This is a genomic window from Chryseobacterium sp. HNCC26DJ240, from assembly GCF_057180485.1.
Genome location: NZ_JBXUGK010000006.1, coordinates 73,827 through 96,005, shown reverse-complemented (window position 1 = coordinate 96,005; position 22,179 = coordinate 73,827). Strand labels below are relative to the sequence as shown.

The window sequence follows — 22,179 nt, the reverse complement described above, 5'->3', positions numbered from 1 at the left end:
CGTTAAAGAATTATAAATATTAAAAAATAAATCATTTCATATTGAGTTGTAACCTTTTTGATTTTATATTTGTCTATTGATATAAACAGTTACAAAAGTTTTAGTATGAAATATTTTTCTTTTTTAATTTTCCTTTCGGTGTTTTTTCAGGCTCAAAAGCTCCAAGTTACAGATGCTGAAACCGGAAAACCAATTTCTAATGCCCGAATTATTATCAATGATCAGATCCTTTACACCAACGATGACGGTTTTGCGCCGGTAGAAAGCAGTTCTGCCAATTTTGAAGTCTCCGCAGCGGGTTTTAATAAAGAAAAAGTGGCATCGTTTAAAAATACAGTTAAGCTAAAGCCAACTGTTAAAGTATTGGATGAAATAAAGATTGTAAGTGTGGATCTGAAAGCATTATTTCATGATTTAGAAAGAAATTATCATAAAAGATACTACAGCAAACCATCGGTTTATGATATTACCTATAAATCGAAAGGATTCAACAATGATAAACTCTTTTTTATGATCATTGCCGAAGCAAAATTGTGGAGTAGAAGCAATTCATACAATTTCAAAGACGGAGAGAAGAAAAGATACGATGACATTCTTCAATTGCAGCTTAATGATGTGAAATTCAAAAAGGAAATTAAATCTGATACAGTTTTTAATATCTCTACTGATGAATTCAAGCATTCTGATATGGGAAATTACTTTTTCTCATACGAAATCTACAGGATTCTTGCCAATATGAAACTGGAGGGTTCTAAAAGTTCGGGTAAATTAATTGCTGAGGAAGGTGATGAGCAGTTAATTAAAGTAAAAGTAAAATCGGCAAACGGGATTATTATTGACGGAGAATTTAAATATAACAAGGCAGATAAAGCAATCACCTATTACAGCATGAATTATCAGCAAGCCGGCTTTCCGCCTTACAACCGAACAAATACTGAGGGTAAAGAATTTCAGTATCAATTGGGCGATGTAGTAACAACATATGATTTTTATAAGAAAAAAGGAACTTATCTTCCTGCGATGAAACGTACTGATGGAAGCAAATTTTTCATAATCTACGATGATAAGAAGGATGAGCGAAGATTTGTTACAGAAACTGTTTACAATACATTCAAAGAATCTGATAAAAAAGGTCTTGAAAACAAAGTGGATTTCAGCAAAAGTCTTTGGGAAAATATTCCTACAAAAGAAGACAAACAATCTACGATTTTGCTTTCTAAAGAAGAGCAGGCGTTTGTGAATGAACTTTAATATTCAAAGGTTTAAAATTTGCAGAATTTATTTCAGCTTGTCGTAACTTTTGCTTGGATAATTTGACAAAATTACTTTTATGAAATTTTTGTACCCTTTACTTTTCTGCCTGTCAGCATTAGTTTTCTGCCAAAAAATAAAAATAGTGGATGCTGAAAACGGCAAAGCGGTTTCCGGTGCAAGAATTATTGCAGAAAATCAGATTTTATATACCAATGATGATGGTTTTGCGCTTGTAACTCAGGATCAGAAAAACTATGAAGTTTCGGCCTTTGGTTTTAAAAAAGAAAAATTTCAAAACTTCAAGCCGGTCATTAAACTCAGAAGACATTACAATGAAATCAAGGAAGTGAAAATTGTTCCGGTTGATTTTAAAAGTATCTTCCAGGATGTCTTAAAAAATTACAGCAAACGGTATTACAGTAAGCCTTCGCTCTACGATGTCATTATTAAACAGAAAAATTTTGATAATAATAAACTTCATCTGATGGTGGTTTCTCAAGCTAAATTATGGAGCAGAACCAACGCATACAACGAAGGAATGCAGTATAATTTTAATAATGAAATTCAGATGCAGCTTCAGAATGTAAAGTATCTTAAGAAAAACAGTTCAGACAGTATCTTTCTTGGAAACAGCAATGAATTTACCAACCCTTATACCGATGATATTTTTCTGAATTATGAATTGAAAAGAATTTTAACCCATTTAAAAAGAGGTAAGTCTAAATTTTCTGGTAAAATTCTGTACGAAGAAGACGGTGAAAAATTGATTTCATTCAAGGTGAAGCTAAAGAATGGAGGCGCTATTGAAGGAAAATTCAGATTTAACATTTTACAGAAAGTAATTACTTATTATCAGGCAACGTATCTGATGGAGGAAATACCAGTGCAGCAAAAAATATCAAAAGAAAGGGTGATTTTTATGCAGCAGTACGGCGATGCCACGCTTACATTTGATTTCTACAACAAAGACGGGAAATATCTACCTTCATTTGCACGGTTTGAGGCAGATAATTATAAAATGTATTCAAAAAGTAAATCGCACACCAAAAGATTGGTTCGGGAAATGATTTTCAGCCGTTTTTCTGAAGCCGATAAAAAAGGTCTTAATCCCAAAGTAGATTTCCGCAAAAACATCTGGGAAAATGTAGAAGTAAAATCTGACGTTGAAAGCACTGTTTTACTATCGGAGGAAGAGCAGGAGTTTGTGAATCTTAAATAATCTGAGATAAAATAGAAAAGTAGCTTGATTTTCAAGCTACTTTTTTGTTGATTATAATTTAAATTAGGCTAAAACTGATAAACAATTGCATTGATGTTCATTCCTGCACCTACAGATGCAAAAAGAACGATATCGCCTTTTTCAATTTTGTGAGATTCCAGCTCATCCTGCATAATCATCGTAAGAAGTGATGGGATAGTGGCTACACTGCTGTTTCCAAGCTTGCTGATGACCATCGGCATAATGTTGGGTGGAGTAGGAACGCCATAGAGTTCATAAAAACGGTTGACAATTGCTTCATCCATTTTTTCGTTAGCCTGATGTATGATAATTTTATTGAGCTGATCAATAGAGAAACCGCTGTCATCTACACATTTTTTCATAGCAACGGGAACGTTCAGCAGGGCAAATTCATAGATTTTTCTACCGTCCATTTTAATGTATTTCGTATCCTGACAATTTTCGGTATTGTAAGATTTTCCAAAATAGAGATAATCTTTTTCGTTTAAAGTATAGGATGCGGAAAGATGAGATTTTATACCGGAATCATCACTTTCATTAGCTTCAATGACTACAGCACCAGCACCGTCTGCATAGATCATGCTGTCTCTGTCGTGGATGTCAACCACTCTTGAAAGTGTTTCTGCGCCAATGACAAGGCATCTTTTAGCCATGCCGGATTTTACAAATGCATTGGCCTGAATCACGCCCTCAATCCAACCCGGGCAACCGAAAAGTACATCGTATGCAACACAGAAATTGTTTTTTATCTGAAGTAAATGTTTTACCCTTGAAGCCAGACTGGGAACCATATCCGACTGAATGGTATTGTGACGTACATCCCCAAAATTATGGGCAAAAATGATATAATCTAAAGTTTCAGGATCTATTCCGGAGTTTTCGATTGCCATCTGAGCAGCAATGAGACCTAAATCTGAGGTTACCTGATCACTTGTGGCGTATCTACGTTCCTCAATACCTGTGATTTTTTTTAGTTTACTGGTAATTAATGCGTTATCTTCTTTTAATGTGATGCCATGCTCATTCAAAAAAACATGTTTGTCAAAAAATAAATTGGTAATTGTCTCTGAAGGGATGTAGTTGCCCACCCCGATAATTTTCCCGGTCATTTCTAAATGTAAATTTCTAATTCTTAATATATAACGAGCAGTTTATAAGATTTTTATCTTGTGTTTTATAAAAAAAATAGATAAAAACAAACTTGCTCTGGCTTAAATCTCTGATACTAATCTTCCGAAAAAGATCAGTAAATATTGATATAGTCGTAATTTTAAGGATAAAGGTAAACGATTAAAAATGAATTATACTATAAAACTCTGTTTTTTTTCAATATATTAATAAAACTTAAATTTTATTGAAAAGCTATTTTCAGCATAGAGAATTTGTTATTAAAAATATAATATTTATTAAATTTTAGTATGAAAATTATTTTAATCTGACAAAGCTTTATTGCAGAAGCAATTTTATTTCTTTTAATTTGCTTACTTTGATGATATAAGTTTTACACAAAATGTTATTCATGTGCATTGTGAAATTGGCTTCTTTATGCTTGATGCCCAAAATTTCATTTAAAGGAGGAATGAAATCTGAAAATATCATATAAAAAACCGAAAGACACAGAATATTTCTTCCTAAAGACCTTAAAATTCCAGGATAATTGCCATTGTCATCAATCACTTTTATTTTAAATATTTTCTTGCCTAAAGTGGTTCCAAAAAGGGCTTCAGAAATACTTCCCAAAATAATAACAGCCGGAAGTGAAAGTAGGATTGCCAAAAAAGGAGAAAGATTCAATAAAAAAAATGCAATCAGCAAAACGGGAATTGCGTCGATGATTTTTGCCAGTATTCTTTCTTTTTCATTGCCTTCATAATCAGTTTTAAAAGGCAAATCGTATTCAAAAACACTGTAAATACGATTTCCTTCTACGTCAAAATTCTGAGTTGGCCTGTGAATCAGCTTTTTCTCTTTTAATTCTGAAACTTTCATATATTTTCTATAAAATCATACTCAGCTGAATTCTTTTTCTCGCTTCATCCACTTCTGTAATTTTCACCTGAACGTGCTGATGTAATTTCACCACCTCATTCACATCAGAAACAAAGCCGTCTTTCAGTTGTGAGATATGAACGAGCCCGCTTTCTTTAATTCCTAAATCCACAAAACATCCGAAAGCTGTGATATTATTAACGATTCCGGGAAGAATCATTCCTGTTTTTAAATCTGTGATTTTCTTGACATTCGGATCAAATTCAAAAACTTTTGCTGCTTTTCTTGGGTCTAAGCCTGGTTTTTCAAGTTCTTTTATAATATCTTTTATTCCTAAAATTCCAATATCTTCGGTAATATATTTTTCAGGCTGAATCAAAGAGATTTTTTCTCTATTGGCAATTAAATCATTTGTTTTCAAACCTAAATCTTTCGCCATTTTTTCGATAATTCCGTAAGCTTCAGGATGTACCGCAGAATTATCTAAAGGATTTTCTCCGTTGGTAATTCTGATAAAAGCTGCGGCTTGCTGATAGGCTTTGTCGCCAAGTCTCGGAACTTTCTTAAGTTGCTTTCTGTTTTCAAAAGCTCCGTTTTCGGCACGGTAATTCACAATATTTTCAGCCATTTTTTCACCAATTCCGGAGACGTAGCTCAATAAAGATTTACTTGCGGTATTTAAATTAATTCCGACAGAATTAACGCATTTCATTACAGTAGAATCCAATTCGTTTTTAAGCTGAGTTTGGTCTACATCATGTTGATATTGTCCGACACCAATAGATTTTGCATCAATTTTCACCAATTCAGCCAAAGGGTCAGAAAGTCGGCGACCGATGGAAACTGCCCCACGTACTGTCACATCAAAACTCGGAAATTCATCTCTTGCAATTTTACTTGCAGAATACACCGAAGCTCCCGCTTCTGAAACTACAAAAACCTGCAAAGGCTTATCAAATGCTATTTTTTTTATGAAAAATTCGGTTTCACGGCTTGCTGTTCCGTTTCCGATAGAAATTGCCTGAATGTTGTAGGCGTTCACCATAGAACGGATTTTCTTCATCGCCATTCCGCTTTCATTTTGTGGTGCATGAGGATAAATAGTTTCGTTATGAAGTAAATCACCTTTTTCGTCAAGGCAAACAACCTTACAACCGCTTTTGTAACCCGGATCAATTGCAAGAATTCGTTTTTCACCCAAAGGTGGAGCGAGAAGAAGTTGGCTTAGGTTTTCAGAAAATATCTCAATTGCTTTTTTATCTGCTTTTTCCTTGGCTTCCTGCAAAGTTTCGTTTGAAATGGCAGGTTCAAGAAGTCTTTTGTAAGAATCTTTTATAGCTAAAACTATTTGTTCTGAGCTTTCATTTTTAGATTTAATGATGGCATTTTCAATAAAATCTAAAGCTTCGTCTTTATCTATTTCAATATTTGTTTTTACAAAACCTTCTGTTTCTGCCCGCAGCATAGCCAAAAGTCTGTGAGATGGCGTTCTGTTTAAACTTTCTTCCCACTCAAAATACTGCGAAAATTTCTGAGCACCTTCTTCCTCTTTTTTTGCTTTTACCACTTTTGAAGTAATCAACGCTTTTCTTTGAAAAAGTCGGCGGAGATTTTTACGGACGTACATGTTTTCATTGATCCACTCTGCCATGATGTCTCTTGCACCTTGCAAAGCTTCATCTTCAGAAGAAACCTGATCATTTAAATATTTTGAAGCCAAAAAATGAATATCCTGAGCTTTCTGGCTCATAATAATTTTGGCTAATGGTTCAAGTCCTTTTTCTTTTGCCGCATCAGCTTTGGTTTTTCTTCGTTTTTTGAAAGGTAAGTACAAATCTTCAAGCTCCTGAAGATCAAAACTTTCATCAATTCTCTGTTTTAATTCAGGTGATAGAGAATCTTGCTCTTCAATTGATTTTAAAATACTTTCTTTTCGTTTTACAATGTCATCAAACTGTTTATTCAATTTTGAAATCTGCTCAATCTGAATTTCATCTAAATTTCCTGTAGCATCTTTTCTATAACGGGAAATAAATGGAATAGTGCAGTCTTCTGATAATAATTTTAAAGTAGCATTGATGCTTTTATCTGATATATTGAGTTGTTTCTGAATAAAATTGATGATAGTCATACAGGATTTTTATGAATGGCTAAAATACTGACTTTTTCAGACGTTTAAACTTTGAAAAGACGATTATTTCAAATTTTAAAATTTGATGTAAAGTAAAACAATTATAAATAATAGTATTACTAATTATAGATTTTTTAATATAAAGTAGATATGTTTTTTATTATCATAATCATATTGTGTTTTAAATAAAAAAACTATATTTGTCAACCATCACAAAATTTTTAGCGCCTATGGAGAAGATCTCTACTTATTCTATCTATTTCAAAACTATTAGAACAGATATTTCTTTCCTTTGGAAATTTCAAAGACATTCTACTAAAACATCAAACCAAAACTTTATGAACAGACTTTTATTAATTCTGGGATTTCTCCTGTGTTTTCAGGGAAATGTCTCGGCGCAAACATGTAATGCGGTTCCCGTTCCGTTTTTACAGTCATTTAGTACGGGAGCACTTCCGACGTGCTGGACGAGTCAAAATCCTACAACAACTTCTACCAGTGCTATGGTTAAATGGAAATTTGCAGGATCCGCAGGATACGGCGCTACCGGAAACGGGGGGGAAACCTGCAGGAACATTTGCCTGGGTAGATGCGAGCTCGCCATACGAAGATGAAAATAATGTAGAATTAATCACTCCACAGATTAATCTTACAGGGCTTACAAACCCTTATGTGAAATTTGAATGGTTTAAAAATCACCTGACTTCACTTACTGGAACTGTGCCTAATTATGAACACAATAAAATGAAAGTCGAAGTAAATGACGGAAATGGATGGGTTCAGATTTGGTCAGACGACAGTAATGATGACGAATGGAGAACTGTGGGAATCGCTCTTGCTTCAACTTATGTAGGAGCAACAGTACAGTTGAGATTTACAGTTGATAAAGATGTTTTGGATGATGGATATTTTTATGATGATATTCTTTTGGATGAAGTTCAGGTAATACAAGCACCAACATGTTTTGAACCTATAGTTTTACCAGCTTCAAACATAACTCCGAATTCAGGAATAATCAACTGGTCTGCACCTTTAGTACCTGCGCCAGCACCGGCCGGAGGTTATGAATATTATTACAGTACGACAAATACACCGCCGACTGCAGCAACGGTTGGTACAATTGTGCCAGGAACTTCTGCGAATATAAACCCTTTGGTTCCGGGAACTGCTTATTACTGGTGGGTGAGATCAGTTTGTTCAGCATCAGATAAATCTTTATGGGTTGCCGGAGATCCTTTTACCCCTGGGCAAATAGGAGGCGGAACAGCAACACACGCATTCTTGCCTGTATATTCTTGTTCAGGATTTAATTATTCCCAACAGATTTATACAGCAACTGAGGTTGCAGGAGCTGTTGGAACCAATAATTATATTACGTCCATAAAGTTCTATGTTTCTACGACTGCTGCAACTCAGGCAAACTATAACCAATGGGTTGTTTACATGGGAAATACAAGTCAAACAGATTTTGCTACCACAACAAGCTGGATTTCTACAAATGCAATGAACCAAGTTTACTCTGGAACTTTACCGGCTATGGCAGCAGGAACATGGGTTGATATCCCTCTAAGTACACCTTTCCTTTGGGATGGAACGAGCAATATTGTACTTGCTGTGGATGAAAATTCTACAGGAACTTCCTGTACTGCTAATTGGGGAAGTTATACTGCAGGAACAAACAGGGGAATGCTTTACTATAACTCAACTACTAATCCGAATCCTTTAATTCCTCCTACTGCAACCAGCAGATATGGTGTAATTCCAATCATTCAGATGGTGGGAACGGCTTTAACGCCATGTGTTGCTACGCCACCGACAAATATATCGGTGAGTAATGTTACGGCAACCTCAGCAAATGTTTCCTGGACGCCAACTCTTGGAGCTACTTATGTGTTAAGATACAGATCTCTTCCCGGAGGTACTTGGACGACGGTAAACCTTACAACACTACTTACAAATACTTACTTAATTGATGGGCTTTTAGAAGTGACACAATATGAAGTCGAGATAGCAACAGTTTGTAACAGTAATCCTGCAGGAGCATTTTCTACACCGGTTTCATTTACAACCACTGGAGTTTCATGGTGTCCTCATGCTGCACAATATACGAGTGCTTTGTATGGATGGATATCTAATGTTACTGTAAGTCCGGTAGGGTCTACATTTCTCAATAATACGTCTACGCAATCTCAGTATACCAATTTTGCTACAAATCCTGCTTTGGAACTTACTTTAGTACGAGGAACTCAGAATAATTTAATTTCAGTTGCAAAAACTTGGTCTGGAACTCAGTATGCAAATTATACTAATGTTTGGATTGATTTCGACAGAGACGGAGTTTTTGATACAAGTGAATTGATATACAGTAGTGGATCCAGTAATGCATCTCCTGTCTCCGGAACTTTTAATGTTCCGCAGGTCACTTACAATGGTGCAAATGCCACTAGAATGCGAGTTGTCGTATCTTATGCAGCGGCGGCTGGTGCATGTTCTGGAAATACATACGGAGAAGTTGAAGATTATGCAGTCAGATTTATAGATCCTGTACCTTGTACTGCTATAGCTCCCACAAATCTTACAGCTACAAACCTTACGCCTATAAGCGCTGTTTTATCATGGATGCCTGCTCAGGGCGCAACTTACATTGTTCAGTGGAGAGAAGTAGGAACAATCCCTTGGATTACAATTACGCCAAATTCTACGGTAAGTACATACACGCTTACTGGTTTAAATGAGCAGATTCAGTATGAATTTAGGGTAGCTTATATTTGCGGTGGTACTCAGGGGAATTTTGCTGCTCCAGTACAATTTACAACGCCTGCTGTATCTTGGTGTCCTCATGGAGCACAGTATACAAGTGCTTTATACGGATGGATTTCTAATGTAACTGTAAATCCTGTTGCTGGAACTGTTTTAAACAATACATCTCTGCAATCTCAGTACACTGATTATTCTGGGAATCCTGCTTTAGAACTTACGCTTGCAAGAAATACTCAAAATAATATTATTTCAGTAGGGAAGACCTGGTCGGGAACTCAATATGCAAATTATACCAATGTTTGGATTGATTTTGACAGAAACGGTAGTTTTGATACCAATGAATTAATTTATACCAGCGGATCCAATGCAACATCACCTGTAAATGGAACTTTCAATGTTCCTGCAGTTACTTACAACGGTTCTAATACAACCAGAATGAGAGTGGTGGTGTCTTATGCTTCCGCAGCAGGAGCATGTTCAGGAAATACCTATGGGGAAGTTGAAGATTATGCCGTGAGATTTATTGATCTGCAACCTTGTAGTACAGTAGCACCGGTACCGACGGTTTCTAATATGACATCGTCTACAGCCTATGTTTCATGGACTCCTACAGCAAATGCTTCATACAGAATAAGATGGAGACAGGGAACAACAGGAGCGTGGCAGCTACAGCCTCTTGGCTATGTTGAATTAGCAGCTGGACAAAGCTATTACACAATTAATAACCTTTTAGAACAGACAGGATACCAAGTACAAATTCAGGCAAAATGCGGAACTACTTGGGGAGCATTCGGAGCTTCGGTTAATTTCACTACTCCGTCATTAACCTATTGCAATATGGTTGGTACAGGAACGAATGACTACATCTCAAATGTAACAGTTAGCCCTATTAATTTCCCTGTAATGACCAATACTTCTTTACAAGATAATTATATAAGCTACACTACACCAGCTACATTAATTAATCTTGAAATAGGATCTACAGGTAATCAACTTTCGGTTGCAAAAGATTGGGGTGGAACTACTTACTCTGAAGCAGTAACAGCATGGATTGACTGGGATAGAGACGGAACATTTACCAACGCTGAAAGAATCATGATTTCAGGAGCAAGTACGACAACACCAGTTACGGCTACTTTCGACGTTCCTTCAACAGGAGTCTACACAGGACCTTACACAACGACGATGAGAGTTGCCTTGAGACGTACAAGTGCTCCGGTAATGTGTACTGATCCTATCAATGGTGAAGTGGAAGATTACGCAGTAAGATTAAGACCTTGCAGCAACAATACACCGGGAACGCAAACTTTTAATACCATTACACATAATTCGGCAATTGTAAATTGGGTGCCAGCAGCAAATAATAACTCTTTCATTTTAGAATACAGACCTGTTACAAACCCTGTGTCAGCCTGGACTACTGTGAATCTTTCGACTCTTGCAGGAAATCCTCCTTATCAAATTAATGGATTGACTCCGGCAACGACTTATGAAGTGAGAATTGCTGCTGTGTGCGGAAGTGGACCGGGAAATTATACCCCAATCACAACATTTACCACAAGATGTGATCCTACACCTCCAAATGTTGTTATAAGTAACGTTACTGCAAATTCAGCTCTCGTTACCTGGAATCCTTTAGTACCAAGTGCTTCTTATGTTTTAAGATGGAGAGAAGAAGGTACTGCTATATGGAATGAAATTACGGTCGCAAATTTACCACAACCTCCTGCCAATTCTTATACGATTTCAGGTTTAAGTTCATACGTAACTTATGAAGTACAGGTTGCGAATATCTGTAATGGGGAGACAACAACCAACCCATGGTCTAATCCACAAGTGTTTACCACTGATAGATTATGTGAAGTTCCACCTCCAGGATTAACTATTGCGCAATTGACACCAACAAGTGCAGAGGTTGTTTGGGATGCATTTACAGGAACGGGAGCTACAGGAACATATCTTTTAAGATATAGAAAAGTAGGTATTCCTAGCTGGACGAATGTTACTGTTAATACAAATACTTACACTATTACAGGACTTTTAGAATTAACCAAGTATGAAATGCAGGTAGCAAATATTTGTGCAGGAACTCCAGGAAACTTGACGCCTCTTTACTATTTTACCACACCTACAGTTGTGTATTGCGATATGTCATCAGGAAGTGCTGCCACAGAATATATAAATAAAGTGACCGTTACACCATATCAGGGAGAAGCATTCGAAAATGAATCTACAGGTGCTCCTTATACTTATTATACGGCAAATTCAGATGGAAAACAATTGGTACTTGTGCAGGGGACTCAGGGTAATGTCATCAAAATCGATAAAACCTCAACAGGCGTTACGGGAGTCGCAGTTTGGATAGATTTCAACAGAAATGGATATTTTGATGTAAATGAGAAAATCCTTTCAAACGGACCAAATAATACGGCAAGTATAAGTGGTGCGTTTACCATTCCTGATGATGCGTTTGTAAGTATGACCGATTACAAATATGTGGTGATGAGAGTAGCAATGCAGAAAGGTGGAGTACCTGTAAACTGCACCAACTTTGCAGATGGAGAAGTAGAGGATTACTTGGTAAGAATCGTGAAACAACCTGTCGTTAATCCGCTCAATCAAAATGATATTATGATTTATCCAAATCCGGTATCTACTGTATTGAATGTGAAAAACATCAGCGCAAAAGCAACTTACAAAATTTACAGTTCTTCAGGAAGACTCGTAAGCAGCGGATTTATCATGAATAATAAGATTGATGTAAGTGTACTTATCAGCGGACTTTATATCATTGATATAGTTGACGAGAAAGGGAATGTACAGAAAAAATTCATCAAAGAAAATTGATAATTATTACATTAAAATAAAAAAATAAGCTTTCAGAAATGGAAGCTTATTTTTTTAAGAAGGGTTGGCAATTGATAATATAAATTTTCTTTAACCAAATTTGTTATGTGCTCAAGTTTTATTTATTATTTAACTTTTCTTGATGTATGTTAATGATTTTTTGTTTTGCAACCCACTATCTTTGCCCCATTAATAAATCAAAGATTGGTAAATAAATCAATATGTACTATATTTATCACTTCTAAAACATTTAAATAATTACTTAATATGAAAAAACTAAGCGTAATCGCATTGGTAGCTGTAGGTTTAATCTCAGCATCTTGTAACAAAGAAAAATCTACAACAACCGGAACTGAACAAAGCGTAGCAGAAAGCAAAGGTGATGTTTTGAAAGCTGATGTTGCAACTTCTAAAGTTGAATGGAAAGCTTTCCACAAAGGAGGTTTTGCACCTAGATGGGGAGGTTTATCTATCCAGTCTGGTGAATTGAGCACTGAAGGTGGACAGTTAACTGCCGGTAACTTCGTAATTGATATGGCTTCCTTGAAAGTAGATCCAGCTTCAGTTACTGAAAAAGACAAAAAACCTGCTGATCTTGAAGGTCACTTGAAAAACCCTGATTTCTTCGACGTTGCAAAATTCCCAACTGCAGATTTCAAGATTACAAGCGTGGCTGACTTGGCAACTGCCCCAGCTGATGCTGTAGCTGGAGCTAACAAAACAGTAAGCGGCAATCTTACTTTATTGGGTAAAACAGTAAACGTATCTTTCCCTGCAAAAGTAGATGTAGCTGAAGGTACAGCGGCTGTTCAGGCTAAATTTACTGTAAACAGAGCAGACTGGGGAATCAAATTCGGTACAGACGAAACAGATCCTGCAGAATGGATGATCAGCAAAGACATCGAAATTTCTGTAGATGTAAAAGCTGCAAAATAATTTTTTAAAATTAGATAAAAGTTAAGGCTCATTTCTTAGAAATGAGCCTTTGGTTTTATTATAAATCAATGTTTAATATTTCTCTGAAAGATATCGATACGCTTTCAAGTATTTATTAAAACGGTGAATGTCTTTTGGGGTTAATTCCCTATTTACACGTCTCAAATCCATATTATCACGAAGATCGTTCAGTTTTACGGCAACAGCGAGTGGTGATCTTTCGGTGCGTTTTACAAAATCATCATAATTTTCATCGGGATCATATTTTGTAAGGCAATTAATTGCAAATAAAATATATTCAGGGAAACCTTCCTCTCTCAGATATTCAAAACTGAATTCTTCAGGATGATCTTCTACAACGTCGTGCAATACACCAACGATTTTTTCATCCATTGTTTTTCCGTACTCCATTACACGCATCACGTGTGCAATGTAGGGAGCGTGGTATTTATCTTTTTGTCCTTTATGAGCCTTATCGGCTATTTTTATAGCTTTATGCAGTAGTTCTTCTTTAGTCATGGTTTTTATAAAGTAGACTGCAAAAATAAAAAATGAAAAGCTATTCTTCTAATTTGAAGAGATGAAAAATATTAAATTTACTTTAAAACTTATTTTTTAGTTTCCAGTTTTGGCTCTTCAAGTTTTACAATTAAATTTTCTCTTTTACCGGAATTGAGAATTTTAACAGTGTTTGCGCTTGGAATTTTCTTTACTAAACTTAGATACAGAGAATCTTCAGGTTTTTTTACGAGAACTGAATACTTGATACTGTCTCTGGCAATCAAACTGTCTTGTGGAAAAATGTTGGCTTCAGTTTTAAACCGTAGAACAGAATCCTGTTTTGGGATAAATATTCTTTCTCTTTTTTCCTGCGCAAAATATAAAGATGAAGCTAAAAGTGTAAAAAGTACAGCAATTTTCATAATTTAAAATTTTTAAAGTGAAGTATATGTTAGGTTAGACCACGGTTTTCTGTTAAAGTTAAATTTAATTCTTTACAAGGAGAAAATTAATTTATTTTTCTGAAAAGTTTAGTATAATTTTTATATTTTTGGAACTAACATTAAAATAATAAACGATGAAATGGTATTTAAAAGTGTTAAAACAGTACGCTGATTTTAACGGTAGAGCAAGAAGAACAGAATACTGGATGTATTTCTTGTTCAATATGATTTTTTTAGCTGTAGCTGCAATTTTGGATAGTATGCTGGGACTTAAATTTAATGAACAGCTTCCTTACGGTTTTATTTATCTTCTTTATTCCTTGGCTGTTTTAATTCCTGGATTAGCAGTTGCAGTAAGAAGATTACATGATGTTGGCAAGAGCGGATGGTTCATTTTAATTGGTTTAATTCCTATTATTGGAGGTATTTGGCTGATTGTCTTAATGGCAACGGATGGAACTCCTGGCACAAACGAATACGGTGTAAATCCTAAAGAAAACTTTAACGAAATCAACGAAATCGGACAAAAAGGAATTTAATTTTTTCACCGATTACAAATAAAAACGCTTCAGGATTCTGAAGCGTTTTTTGTGTTTATAAAGGAACGAAACCTTCAAGGTTCGGTTTTTAATAATGTCCTTTTTCAATAAAATGTGCTGCAACTTTCTCAGTCAAAGCTACTACATTCGGATGATTTGTATATTTTGTAAATCTTCTCAAGCCAGAAAGCATCATTCGTTGCTCATCACCTTCCGCAAAAGAAACAATGCCTTCTTTTGCAGAAGTGATAATTTTTTCAACCGCTTTGTAAAGGTTTAACTGAGCCATTGCAGCTTCCACAGAATCAGCAGAGAAGTGTTTTTCAGCTCTTAAAACTGCAGATTCAGCCATGTAGATCTGGTTAAGAATTTCAGAAGCATTTAATAATAAATGTTGCTGTTTCTCAATATTCATCATATATTTTTGAAGAGCAGCTCCAGAAACCATTAAGAAAACTTTCTTAAGATTAGAAATAATTGCTTTTTCTTCACTCATCAATTCAGAATAATCCGGAACTTCGAATGATGGAATTCCCATTAATTCTTTGCTGATTGCCATGGCAGGAGAAAGTAAATCTAATTCACCTTTCATCGCTCTCTTAATCAACATTCCAACCGCAAGAAGTCTGTTAATTTCATTGGTTCCTTCATAGATTCTTCCAATTCTTGCATCTCTCCATGCAGCTTCCATTGGCGTATCTTCTGAGAATCCCATTCCACCATAGATTTGGATTCCTTCATCAGCTGTATTTTGAGTAAGATCTGATACGAAAACTTTAAGAATAGAAGCTTCTACAGCGAATTCTTCAACACCTTTTAATTCAGCTTGTTGATGATCCATTCCTCCAGCAACTAATTCTGCAATTTTATCTTCAACATTTTTTGCTAAACGGTAAGAACCAGCTTCACTTACGAAAACTCCTGTTGACATTTCAGCAATTTTCTTTCTGATCGCTCCGAAAGTTGAGATAGAAACTCCAAACTGTTTTCTCTCGTTTGAATACTGAATAGAGTGGTTCAAGATTCTTCTTTGTCCATCAAGGTTTGCTGCTGCTAACTTGATTCTACCAACATTTAATGCATTCAAAGCGATTTTGAAACCATTGTTTCTTTCACCCAACATATTTTCTACAGGAACCTTCATATCATTGAAGAAAACCTGACGTGTAGAAGACGAACGAATACCTAGTTTATGCTCTTCCTCACCAAAAGTCAAACTTTCAGGATTTTCAAGCTCTGAACGGTTGATTACGAAACCTGTGATGTTTTTATCATCATCAATTTTAGCAAACAACGTGAAAGTATCTGCAAAACCTGCATTGGAAATCCACATTTTTTGTCCGTTGATGATGTAATGTTTTCCGTCTTCAGACAATTTTGCTCTTGTCTTTCCTGAGTTTGCATCAGAACCAGCATCCGGTTCAGTCAAACAATAAGCTCCGAATTTTGTTCCAGTCGCTAAATCCGGAAGATATTTCTTTTTCAATTCTTCGCTTCCGTAAAGAAGAGTAGGCAATGTGCCAATTCCGGTATGTGCTCCATAAGCTGTTGCTAATGAACCGTTTCCTCCTGAAACATAGTCGCAAGCTAACATTGTGCTCACGAATCCCATTCCAAGACCGCCGTATTCTTCAGGAACGGTAATTCCCAACAATCCCATTTCACCTAATTTGCGCATTGTTTCTTCCGTTAATGCATAATCTTTTTTCTCAAAACGATCGTGGTGCGGAATTACTTCTCTATCTATAAATTCTTTCGCAGAATCGCGAAGCATTTTTTGTTCTTCAGAAAGTTCTTCCAAAGAAAATATTTCATTAGTAGTAATTTCTTTAATTAGAAACTCACCGCCTTTTAATGTTTTATTAAGTGTATCACTCATTGTTTTTGTTTTTTAATTATAATAATTCAAAGATTGAAGCTGCACCTTGACCCGTTCCAACGCACATAGAAACCATTCCATATTTGTTTCCGCGTTTTCTCATTTCGTCAAGAAGTTGAACGGTTAATTTTGTTCCTGTACATCCCAGTGGGTGACCCAAAGCGATGGCGCCTCCGTTTACATTTAAGATATCAGGATTTAAATCTAATTCTTTTTTGATAGCAACAGATTGTGATGCGAACGCTTCATTTAATTCGATTAAATCAATATCTTTTAATTCTAAACCTGCCTGTTTCAAAGCTTTTGGAATTGCATAAATTGGTCCCATTCCCATGATTCTTGGCTCAAGACCTGCAGCTGCGTAAGCAACTAATCTTGCTTCTGGTTCAAGGCCTAATTCTTTTACCATTTCTTCGCTCATTACGATTACGAAAGCTGCTCCGTCACTCATTTGAGAAGAGTTTCCGGCAGTTACACTTCCTCCGTTTTTAAATACAGGTCTTAGTTTAGTCAAACCAGCCAGTGAAGTATCTGCTCTTGGACCTTCATCTACAGAAAAATCAAACTTTTTAGTCTGCATTTTCTGGTTTTCATCAAGGAAATTATATTCAACAGGAATTGAAACAATCTGGTTGGCAAATTTACCTTCCTGATTGGCTTTTAAAGCTTTCATATGAGATTCAAAAGCGAACTGATCTTGCTCTTCTCTTGTAATATTATATTGTTTTGCAACCTCTTCGGCAGTGTAACCCATTCCCCAATAATAATCAGGATTTGTCTTTGCAATTTCCGTTTCAGGAACCGGTTTGTAACCTCCCATTGGAATGTAAGACATTGATTCTGTACCTCCTGCGATAATACAATCAGCCATTCCTGCCTGAATTTTTGCAGAAGCAATCGCAATCGCCTCACTTCCTGATGCACAATATCTGTTTACAGTAACTCCGGGAACTTTGTCAGTATTTAATCCCATTAAAGAGATCAAACGGGCAACGTTCAAGCCTTGTTCAGCCTCCGGCATTGCGTTTCCTACGATAAGATCATCGATTCTGTTTTTATCTAATTGCGGAAGTTCAGCCATTAATTTTTCAATAACTGTAGCCGCCATTACGTCAGGACGAGTAAAACGAAGGGAGCCTTTTGGCGCTTTTCCTACCGCTGTTCTAAATCCTTTTACTATGTATGCTTGTTTCATTGTAGATTAGAGATTTTTAGACAAGAGATTTGAGACTCTTGCCGTCTAATTATTTATTAATATTTTCTTTAAAAACATAAACCATTTTTTGAACTTCATTTAATTTATTCAACAAAGATTCATTTACTTCAGATGGAATAAAGTGTAACCTTTCAGAAATAATTAATTGTGTTTGAAGTTCATAAGAAGACCCGTATGCAATATTTAAAAAATGCGAAAATTGGGAATTTGTATCTCTTCCTGCACCTTCCGCAATGTTGGAAGGAATTGACACGGCTGATCTTTTGATCTGTGATGAAAGTCCATATCTTTCATCGTTTGGCATATTTGCTAACGCTTGATAAACATCAACACATAAATCAATTGAATCGTTCCAGATTTTTAATTTTTTAATGTTATGCATTATGAATAGATTTAATTAGGTTTATATTCTGTTTTTAATTCTAAAGTTGAAAAGTCTTACAGTCTCAAGTCTCTCCGTCTCAAGTCTAATTTCTAAGTGGCTTTCCGTTTTGCAACATATATTGAATTCTCTCCAATGTTTTTCTTTCACCACAAAGCTGAAGGAACGTTTCTCTTTCAAGATTCAATAAATATTGTTCAGTTACGATTGTTGGTTCGGAAAGATTTCCACCGACCATTACGTTGGCTAGTTTATCTGCAATTTTCTTGTCGTGTGCAGAGATGAAGTTTCCTGTCAACATTTGGTCAGTTCCAACATAAAACATTCCCAATGCATCTTTACCCAAAACTTTTACTTTTTGTTCGATTGGTTGAGTATAACCATGTTCGGCTAAACTTATTGCCAACATTTTTGCTGTTTTAATCTGTGTTCTTTTATCAACAGCAACGATATCTTTTCCTTTTTCAAGTATTCCCATGTCGTAAGCTTCATAAGCAGAAGTTGCTACTTTACCCATCGCGATATTCATGAAAGCTTCACGAAGTCTGTTGTTTTTAACATCATCATTGTGGAACTCTCTAGAAGTTCTCAATGTCAACTCTTTTGTTCCACCACCACCAGGAATTACTCCAACTCCGGTTTCAACTAATCCGATGTAAGTTTCTGCTGCTGCGACAACTCTGTCGGCGTGCATGGTCATTTCGCAACCACCACCAAGCGTCATTCCGTGAGGAGCGACAACCACAGGAATAGAAGAGTAACGAACTCTCATCATTGATTTTTGGAAATAAGCAATCGCCATATTCAAATCATCCCAATCCTGTTCGATTGCCATCATTAAAATCATGGCTAAATTGGCTCCAACAGAGAAGTTTGTGCCTTGATTTCCGATAACTAAGCCATCATATTCTTTTTCAGCTAAATCGATGGCTCTGTTTAATCCATCTAAAACTTCGCCTCCAAGAGAGTTCATTTTAGAACGGATTTCAAAGTTGATAATTCCATCTCCAAGATCTTCAATCGAAGCTCCCGAATTACTCCAAAGCGTTTTGTTTTTTCTGATATTATCTAAAATAATGAAAGAATCCTGACCCGGAATTTTGTTGTATTCTCCTGAATTTTTATCCACATAAATACTTTGACCCTCCTCATTGACTTTGTAGAAAGTCTCTACATTTTTTACCCAGTCTGAAACTTCGTATCCTGCATCCTTAGCCAATTCAATACCTTTTTGAACACCAACGGCATCCCAGATTTCAAATGGACCATTTTCCCAACCAAAACCAGCTCTCATCGCATCATCGATTTTGTAAACTTCATCAGAAATTTCAGGAACTTTATGCGAAACATAAGCGAATAATGCACCTAAAGATTTTCTGTAAAGTTCTCCGGCTTTATCTTTTCCACCAATTAAGACTTTGAATCTGTCAATTGGTTTGTCAATATTTTTAGTTAATTCTAAAGTCGGGAAAGAAGATTTTCCTTGAAGTTCGTATTCTAATGTATCAAGATTTAATCCGTGAATTTCAGATTTCCCTTCTGCATTCTTCACTTTTTTGTAGAAACCTTGCTCAGTTTTTGAACCTAGCCACTTATTATCAACCATTTTCTGGATGTAACCTGGAAGTGCAAAAACGTCATTGAAATTGTTAGCTTCGGCACCGCTGTTACGAACGCCGTTTGCAACCATCACCAACGTATCCAAACCAACAACATCAGCAGTTCTGAACGTTGCAGATTTTGGACGACCGATTACTGGACCTGTTAATTTATCAACTTCAGAAACGGTTAAACCTAGTTTCTGAACATTGTGAAGCAAATCCATCATTGAGAAAACCCCAATTCTGTTGGCAATAAACGCTGGAGTATCTTTTGCTAAAACGGTTGTTTTACCTAAGAATTTTGCTCCATAATTCATGTAGAAATCAATGATTTCCGGAGCTGTATCAGTTGTAGGTATAATCTCTAAAAGAGGAAGATATCTTACAGGATTAAAGAAGTGTGTTCCTGCAAAATAATGTTTAAAATCATTGCTTCTTCCTTCCACCAACATATTAATTGGAATTCCAGAAGTGTTTGAAGAAACTAAAGTCCCGGGTTTTCTAAACTGTTCGATTTTTTCGTAAACTGATTTTTTGATGTCAAGTCTTTCAACTACAACTTCAATAATCCAGTCTGTATTTTTTATTTTTGGTAAATCATCATCAAAATTTCCAACCTTGATTCTATCTGCGAATTTTGGAGAATAGAGTAGAGCCGGACTTGCTTTTTTCAGTTTTTCAAAGTTTTCAGAAGCGATTCTGTTTCTTACCGCTTTGTCATCTTTGGTCAAACCTTTTTTCTGTTCTGCTTCATTGAGTTCAAACGGAACAATATCGAGAAGTGAAACCTGCACACCAATATTGGCAAAGTGCGCCGCAATACCGCTTCCCATAATTCCTGAACCAAGAACTGTAACATGTTTGATTCTTCTGTTCATATTTTTATTATTTTATTTTTTGTTGTCTTAAGCCTGTCGATGGATTATTTTTTGTTGTTCAGATCATTAGAAATTTTCATAATTTCAGACATCACTTCTTTGAAAATTTCCAGTTTTTCGGGAGTAATTTTTTCCATAACCTTTTTGTTAAAGTTTACCACAACTTCTTTTGACATGTTTCTGGAATTCAAACCTTTATCTGTGAGTTTGATAATTACCTCACGTTTGTCCTGAGTGGTTTTTTCTTTGTAGATATATCCATTGTCTTCCAAAAGTTTGATGATTCTTGTGAGTGAAGTAGGCTCAATTGCCATTTTGGGACCTAAATTGGTGCTTCTGGTGCCTTCTTTAGGGTCAATTTTTAATAAAGTTAAAGCTTGTACTGCAGTAGAATCATGTTCCTGTGCTAATTCCGTATACATTTTGGAAACAGCCAACCAGGTCTGTTTTAAAATGAGGTCTACGTTTTCGGTTTTGTCTTTATTATTCTCCATATTATTTTTCGTAATCGGTTTTATCAAATGTAGCAAATATTATGCATGCATAGTATTATTGATTGTTAAAATTTGTTAACAATCTGATTTTAAGATGATTAAAATGTATGATTAGCATAATACTATGCATGCATAGTATGCAGAATAAATAATTAAAAGAGTGTATTAATGAAGCTTTGAGATTAAATTAACGATATTTTCAAAGGATTCGCATTTATGTGTTTTATTCTTATAAGAAATCTCCCAAATTGAATCATTAAATTGAAAATGAAATGATGAAAGGTCTTTTTTAAAGTTTTTTTGAAGTAAAGAATACAACATTTCTTTCTGAATTTCGGGCGAATCAATTGAGGGCGCCACAAAATTTTCGTTTACCTGAAAAAGTGAAGCATTGGTTAATTCAGCATGTTGCGGTAGTACATCCTCAACAATCCCAGAGAAAAGTTGTTGATTTTTAATATACCAGATTTTATCAGCAAATTCTTTTGCTAAACGCCAGTCGTGAGAAGAAAAAAGAATTAATTTATTCTGTTCTTTGGCAAGTTTTCTCAGCGTTTGTAGGATAATAATTTTATTTTTTTCGTCTAAATGCGTTGTTGGTTCATCGAGAATAATTATTGGGGAATTCTGCGTTAAAGCTCTTCCTATAAAAGCTTTTTGAAGATTTCCATCCGACAGGTTTTTAAGTGGAGTATGTTTGTATTGGTTCAAATCAAGTTCTTCAATAATTTGAGAAACTTCATCCCGGTCTTCATTTTTCAATTCGAAATAGAAAGGATAATAAATATATTTTCCGAGTGAAATCAAATCTTCCACCGTATAATTTTGTGGTACAGTCGCTTTAGAAAAAACAATGGCTATATTTTCTGCAATTTCCTTTACAGATAGATTTTTTATGTTTTTGCCATTAATTAAAATTTCGCCAGCCAGCAAAGAATTTTGATGGAGAATTGATTTGATTAAGGTGGTTTTTCCTACACCGTTATTTCCTATCAAAAGGCAAACGTCGCCAAGTTTCAAAGATGCGTTGGCATTTGAAATAAGGGTTTTGTCGTAGCCTATGTTGGCTTGGTTGATTTGTAGGTGCAT

17 protein-coding genes are annotated in these 22,179 nt (G+C 35.5%); 6 read left to right on the top strand and 11 right to left on the bottom strand.

Going from position 1 to position 22,179, the window contains the following annotated elements:
• The first annotated feature begins 105 nt into the window (after positions 1-105).
• Together AC2A1G_RS12935 and AC2A1G_RS12930 are read left to right on the top strand one after the other, a co-directional pair.
• Complete coding sequence (locus tag AC2A1G_RS12935; protein WP_484047332.1) at positions 106-1,251, top strand: hypothetical protein; 1,146 nt, start codon at positions 106-108, stop codon at positions 1,249-1,251.
• 79 nt (positions 1,252-1,330) lie between these two features.
• Positions 1,331-2,473, top strand: coding sequence for a hypothetical protein (locus AC2A1G_RS12930; protein ID WP_484047331.1), 1,143 nt, complete (start codon positions 1,331-1,333; stop codon positions 2,471-2,473).
• A 68-nt stretch (positions 2,474-2,541) separates the two neighbouring features.
• On the opposite strand, the gene AC2A1G_RS12925 is transcribed toward AC2A1G_RS12930, so the two are convergent.
• From AC2A1G_RS12925 to AC2A1G_RS12915, 3 genes are all read right to left on the bottom strand, one after another.
• Positions 2,542-3,603 (bottom strand): 3-oxoacyl-ACP synthase III family protein, encoded by a 1,062-nt coding sequence (locus AC2A1G_RS12925; RefSeq protein ID WP_484047330.1) that lies wholly within the window; start codon positions 3,601-3,603, stop codon positions 2,542-2,544.
• Between the two features lie 337 nt (positions 3,604-3,940).
• Positions 3,941-4,483, bottom strand: a complete 543-nt coding sequence (locus tag AC2A1G_RS12920; protein WP_484047329.1) for an RDD family protein — start codon at positions 4,481-4,483, stop codon at positions 3,941-3,943.
• Between the two features lie 7 nt (positions 4,484-4,490).
• A complete protein-coding gene (locus tag AC2A1G_RS12915; RefSeq protein ID WP_484047328.1) occupies positions 4,491-6,614 on the bottom strand; it encodes a Tex family protein in 2,124 nt (707 codons plus the stop codon).
• Positions 6,615-6,844: 230 nt separating this feature from the next.
• Here AC2A1G_RS12915 and AC2A1G_RS12910 point away from each other — a divergent pair, with 230 nt between their 5' ends.
• The 3 genes from AC2A1G_RS12910 (at position 6,845) to AC2A1G_RS12900 (ending at position 13,157) form a co-directional block, all read left to right on the top strand.
• Positions 6,845-7,228 (top strand): hypothetical protein, encoded by a 384-nt coding sequence (locus AC2A1G_RS12910; RefSeq protein WP_484047327.1) that lies wholly within the window; start codon positions 6,845-6,847, stop codon positions 7,226-7,228.
• On the top strand, positions 7,134-12,221 hold the full coding sequence (locus AC2A1G_RS12905) for a GEVED domain-containing protein (RefSeq protein WP_484047326.1): 5,088 nt from the start codon (positions 7,134-7,136) through the stop codon (positions 12,219-12,221). Before AC2A1G_RS12910 ends, AC2A1G_RS12905 begins: the two co-directional genes overlap by 95 nt.
• A gap of 267 nt (positions 12,222-12,488) precedes the next feature.
• On the top strand, positions 12,489-13,157 hold the full coding sequence (locus AC2A1G_RS12900; protein ID WP_484047325.1) for a YceI family protein: 669 nt from the start codon (positions 12,489-12,491) through the stop codon (positions 13,155-13,157).
• A gap of 72 nt (positions 13,158-13,229) precedes the next feature.
• Here AC2A1G_RS12900 and AC2A1G_RS12895 read toward each other — a convergent pair whose 3' ends face one another.
• Positions 13,230-13,676 carry a phosphohydrolase gene (locus AC2A1G_RS12895; protein WP_484047324.1) on the bottom strand — a complete coding sequence of 149 codons (447 nt, stop codon included), beginning with the start codon at positions 13,674-13,676 and terminating at the stop codon, positions 13,230-13,232.
• Positions 13,677-13,765: 89 nt separating this feature from the next.
• Positions 13,766-14,080: a hypothetical protein gene (locus tag AC2A1G_RS12890; protein ID WP_484047323.1), complete on the bottom strand. Its 315-nt coding sequence runs from the start codon at positions 14,078-14,080 to the stop codon at positions 13,766-13,768.
• 155 nt (positions 14,081-14,235) lie between these two features.
• Here AC2A1G_RS12890 and AC2A1G_RS12885 point away from each other — a divergent pair, with 155 nt between their 5' ends.
• Positions 14,236-14,640: a DUF805 domain-containing protein gene (locus AC2A1G_RS12885; RefSeq protein WP_484047322.1), complete on the top strand. Its 405-nt coding sequence runs from the start codon at positions 14,236-14,238 to the stop codon at positions 14,638-14,640.
• Positions 14,641-14,728: 88 nt separating this feature from the next.
• Here AC2A1G_RS12885 and AC2A1G_RS12880 read toward each other — a convergent pair whose 3' ends face one another.
• The 6 genes from AC2A1G_RS12880 to AC2A1G_RS12855 form a co-directional block, all read right to left on the bottom strand.
• A complete protein-coding gene (locus tag AC2A1G_RS12880) occupies positions 14,729-16,519 on the bottom strand; it encodes an acyl-CoA dehydrogenase family protein (RefSeq protein ID WP_484047321.1) in 1,791 nt (596 codons plus the stop codon).
• A gap of 16 nt (positions 16,520-16,535) precedes the next feature.
• Positions 16,536-17,714: a thiolase family protein gene (locus AC2A1G_RS12875; protein WP_484047320.1), complete on the bottom strand. Its 1,179-nt coding sequence runs from the start codon at positions 17,712-17,714 to the stop codon at positions 16,536-16,538.
• Between the two features lie 49 nt (positions 17,715-17,763).
• Positions 17,764-18,117, bottom strand: a complete 354-nt coding sequence (locus AC2A1G_RS12870) for a four helix bundle protein (RefSeq protein ID WP_484047319.1) — start codon at positions 18,115-18,117, stop codon at positions 17,764-17,766.
• 85 nt (positions 18,118-18,202) lie between these two features.
• Positions 18,203-20,596 (bottom strand): 3-hydroxyacyl-CoA dehydrogenase/enoyl-CoA hydratase family protein, encoded by a 2,394-nt coding sequence (locus AC2A1G_RS12865; RefSeq protein ID WP_484047318.1) that lies wholly within the window; start codon positions 20,594-20,596, stop codon positions 18,203-18,205.
• 44 nt (positions 20,597-20,640) lie between these two features.
• On the bottom strand, positions 20,641-21,090 hold the full coding sequence (locus AC2A1G_RS12860; protein ID WP_484047317.1) for a MarR family winged helix-turn-helix transcriptional regulator: 450 nt from the start codon (positions 21,088-21,090) through the stop codon (positions 20,641-20,643).
• Positions 21,091-21,255: 165 nt separating this feature from the next.
• The gene (locus tag AC2A1G_RS12855) at positions 21,256-22,179 is read right to left on the bottom strand and encodes an ABC transporter ATP-binding protein (protein ID WP_484047316.1); all 924 of its coding nucleotides are present in this window, start codon (positions 22,177-22,179) and stop codon (positions 21,256-21,258) included.

What these genes read in the sequence shown, in the direction of transcription:
- AC2A1G_RS12895 (WP_484047324.1), bottom strand. Translation starts at nt 13,676, where the DNA reads ATGACTAAAGAAGAACTACTGCATAAAGCTATAAAAATAGCCGATAAG.
- AC2A1G_RS12855 (WP_484047316.1), bottom strand. Translation starts at nt 22,179, where the DNA reads ATGCACCTACAAATCAACCAAGCCAACATAGGCTACGACAAAACCCTT.
- AC2A1G_RS12890 (WP_484047323.1), bottom strand. Translation starts at nt 14,080, where the DNA reads ATGAAAATTGCTGTACTTTTTACACTTTTAGCTTCATCTTTATATTTT.
- AC2A1G_RS12900 (WP_484047325.1), top strand. Translation starts at nt 12,489, where the DNA reads ATGAAAAAACTAAGCGTAATCGCATTGGTAGCTGTAGGTTTAATCTCA.
- AC2A1G_RS12875 (WP_484047320.1), bottom strand. Translation starts at nt 17,714, where the DNA reads ATGAAACAAGCATACATAGTAAAAGGATTTAGAACAGCGGTAGGAAAA.
- AC2A1G_RS12880 (WP_484047321.1), bottom strand. Translation starts at nt 16,519, where the DNA reads ATGAGTGATACACTTAATAAAACATTAAAAGGCGGTGAGTTTCTAATT.
- AC2A1G_RS12885 (WP_484047322.1), top strand. Translation starts at nt 14,236, where the DNA reads ATGAAATGGTATTTAAAAGTGTTAAAACAGTACGCTGATTTTAACGGT.
- AC2A1G_RS12870 (WP_484047319.1), bottom strand. Translation starts at nt 18,117, where the DNA reads ATGCATAACATTAAAAAATTAAAAATCTGGAACGATTCAATTGATTTA.
- AC2A1G_RS12915 (WP_484047328.1), bottom strand. Translation starts at nt 6,614, where the DNA reads ATGACTATCATCAATTTTATTCAGAAACAACTCAATATATCAGATAAA.
- AC2A1G_RS12920 (WP_484047329.1), bottom strand. Translation starts at nt 4,483, where the DNA reads ATGAAAGTTTCAGAATTAAAAGAGAAAAAGCTGATTCACAGGCCAACT.
- AC2A1G_RS12935 (WP_484047332.1), top strand. Translation starts at nt 106, where the DNA reads ATGAAATATTTTTCTTTTTTAATTTTCCTTTCGGTGTTTTTTCAGGCT.
- AC2A1G_RS12925 (WP_484047330.1), bottom strand. Translation starts at nt 3,603, where the DNA reads ATGACCGGGAAAATTATCGGGGTGGGCAACTACATCCCTTCAGAGACA.
- AC2A1G_RS12930 (WP_484047331.1), top strand. Translation starts at nt 1,331, where the DNA reads ATGAAATTTTTGTACCCTTTACTTTTCTGCCTGTCAGCATTAGTTTTC.
- AC2A1G_RS12865 (WP_484047318.1), bottom strand. Translation starts at nt 20,596, where the DNA reads ATGAACAGAAGAATCAAACATGTTACAGTTCTTGGTTCAGGAATTATG.
- AC2A1G_RS12860 (WP_484047317.1), bottom strand. Translation starts at nt 21,090, where the DNA reads ATGGAGAATAATAAAGACAAAACCGAAAACGTAGACCTCATTTTAAAA.
- AC2A1G_RS12910 (WP_484047327.1), top strand. Translation starts at nt 6,845, where the DNA reads ATGGAGAAGATCTCTACTTATTCTATCTATTTCAAAACTATTAGAACA.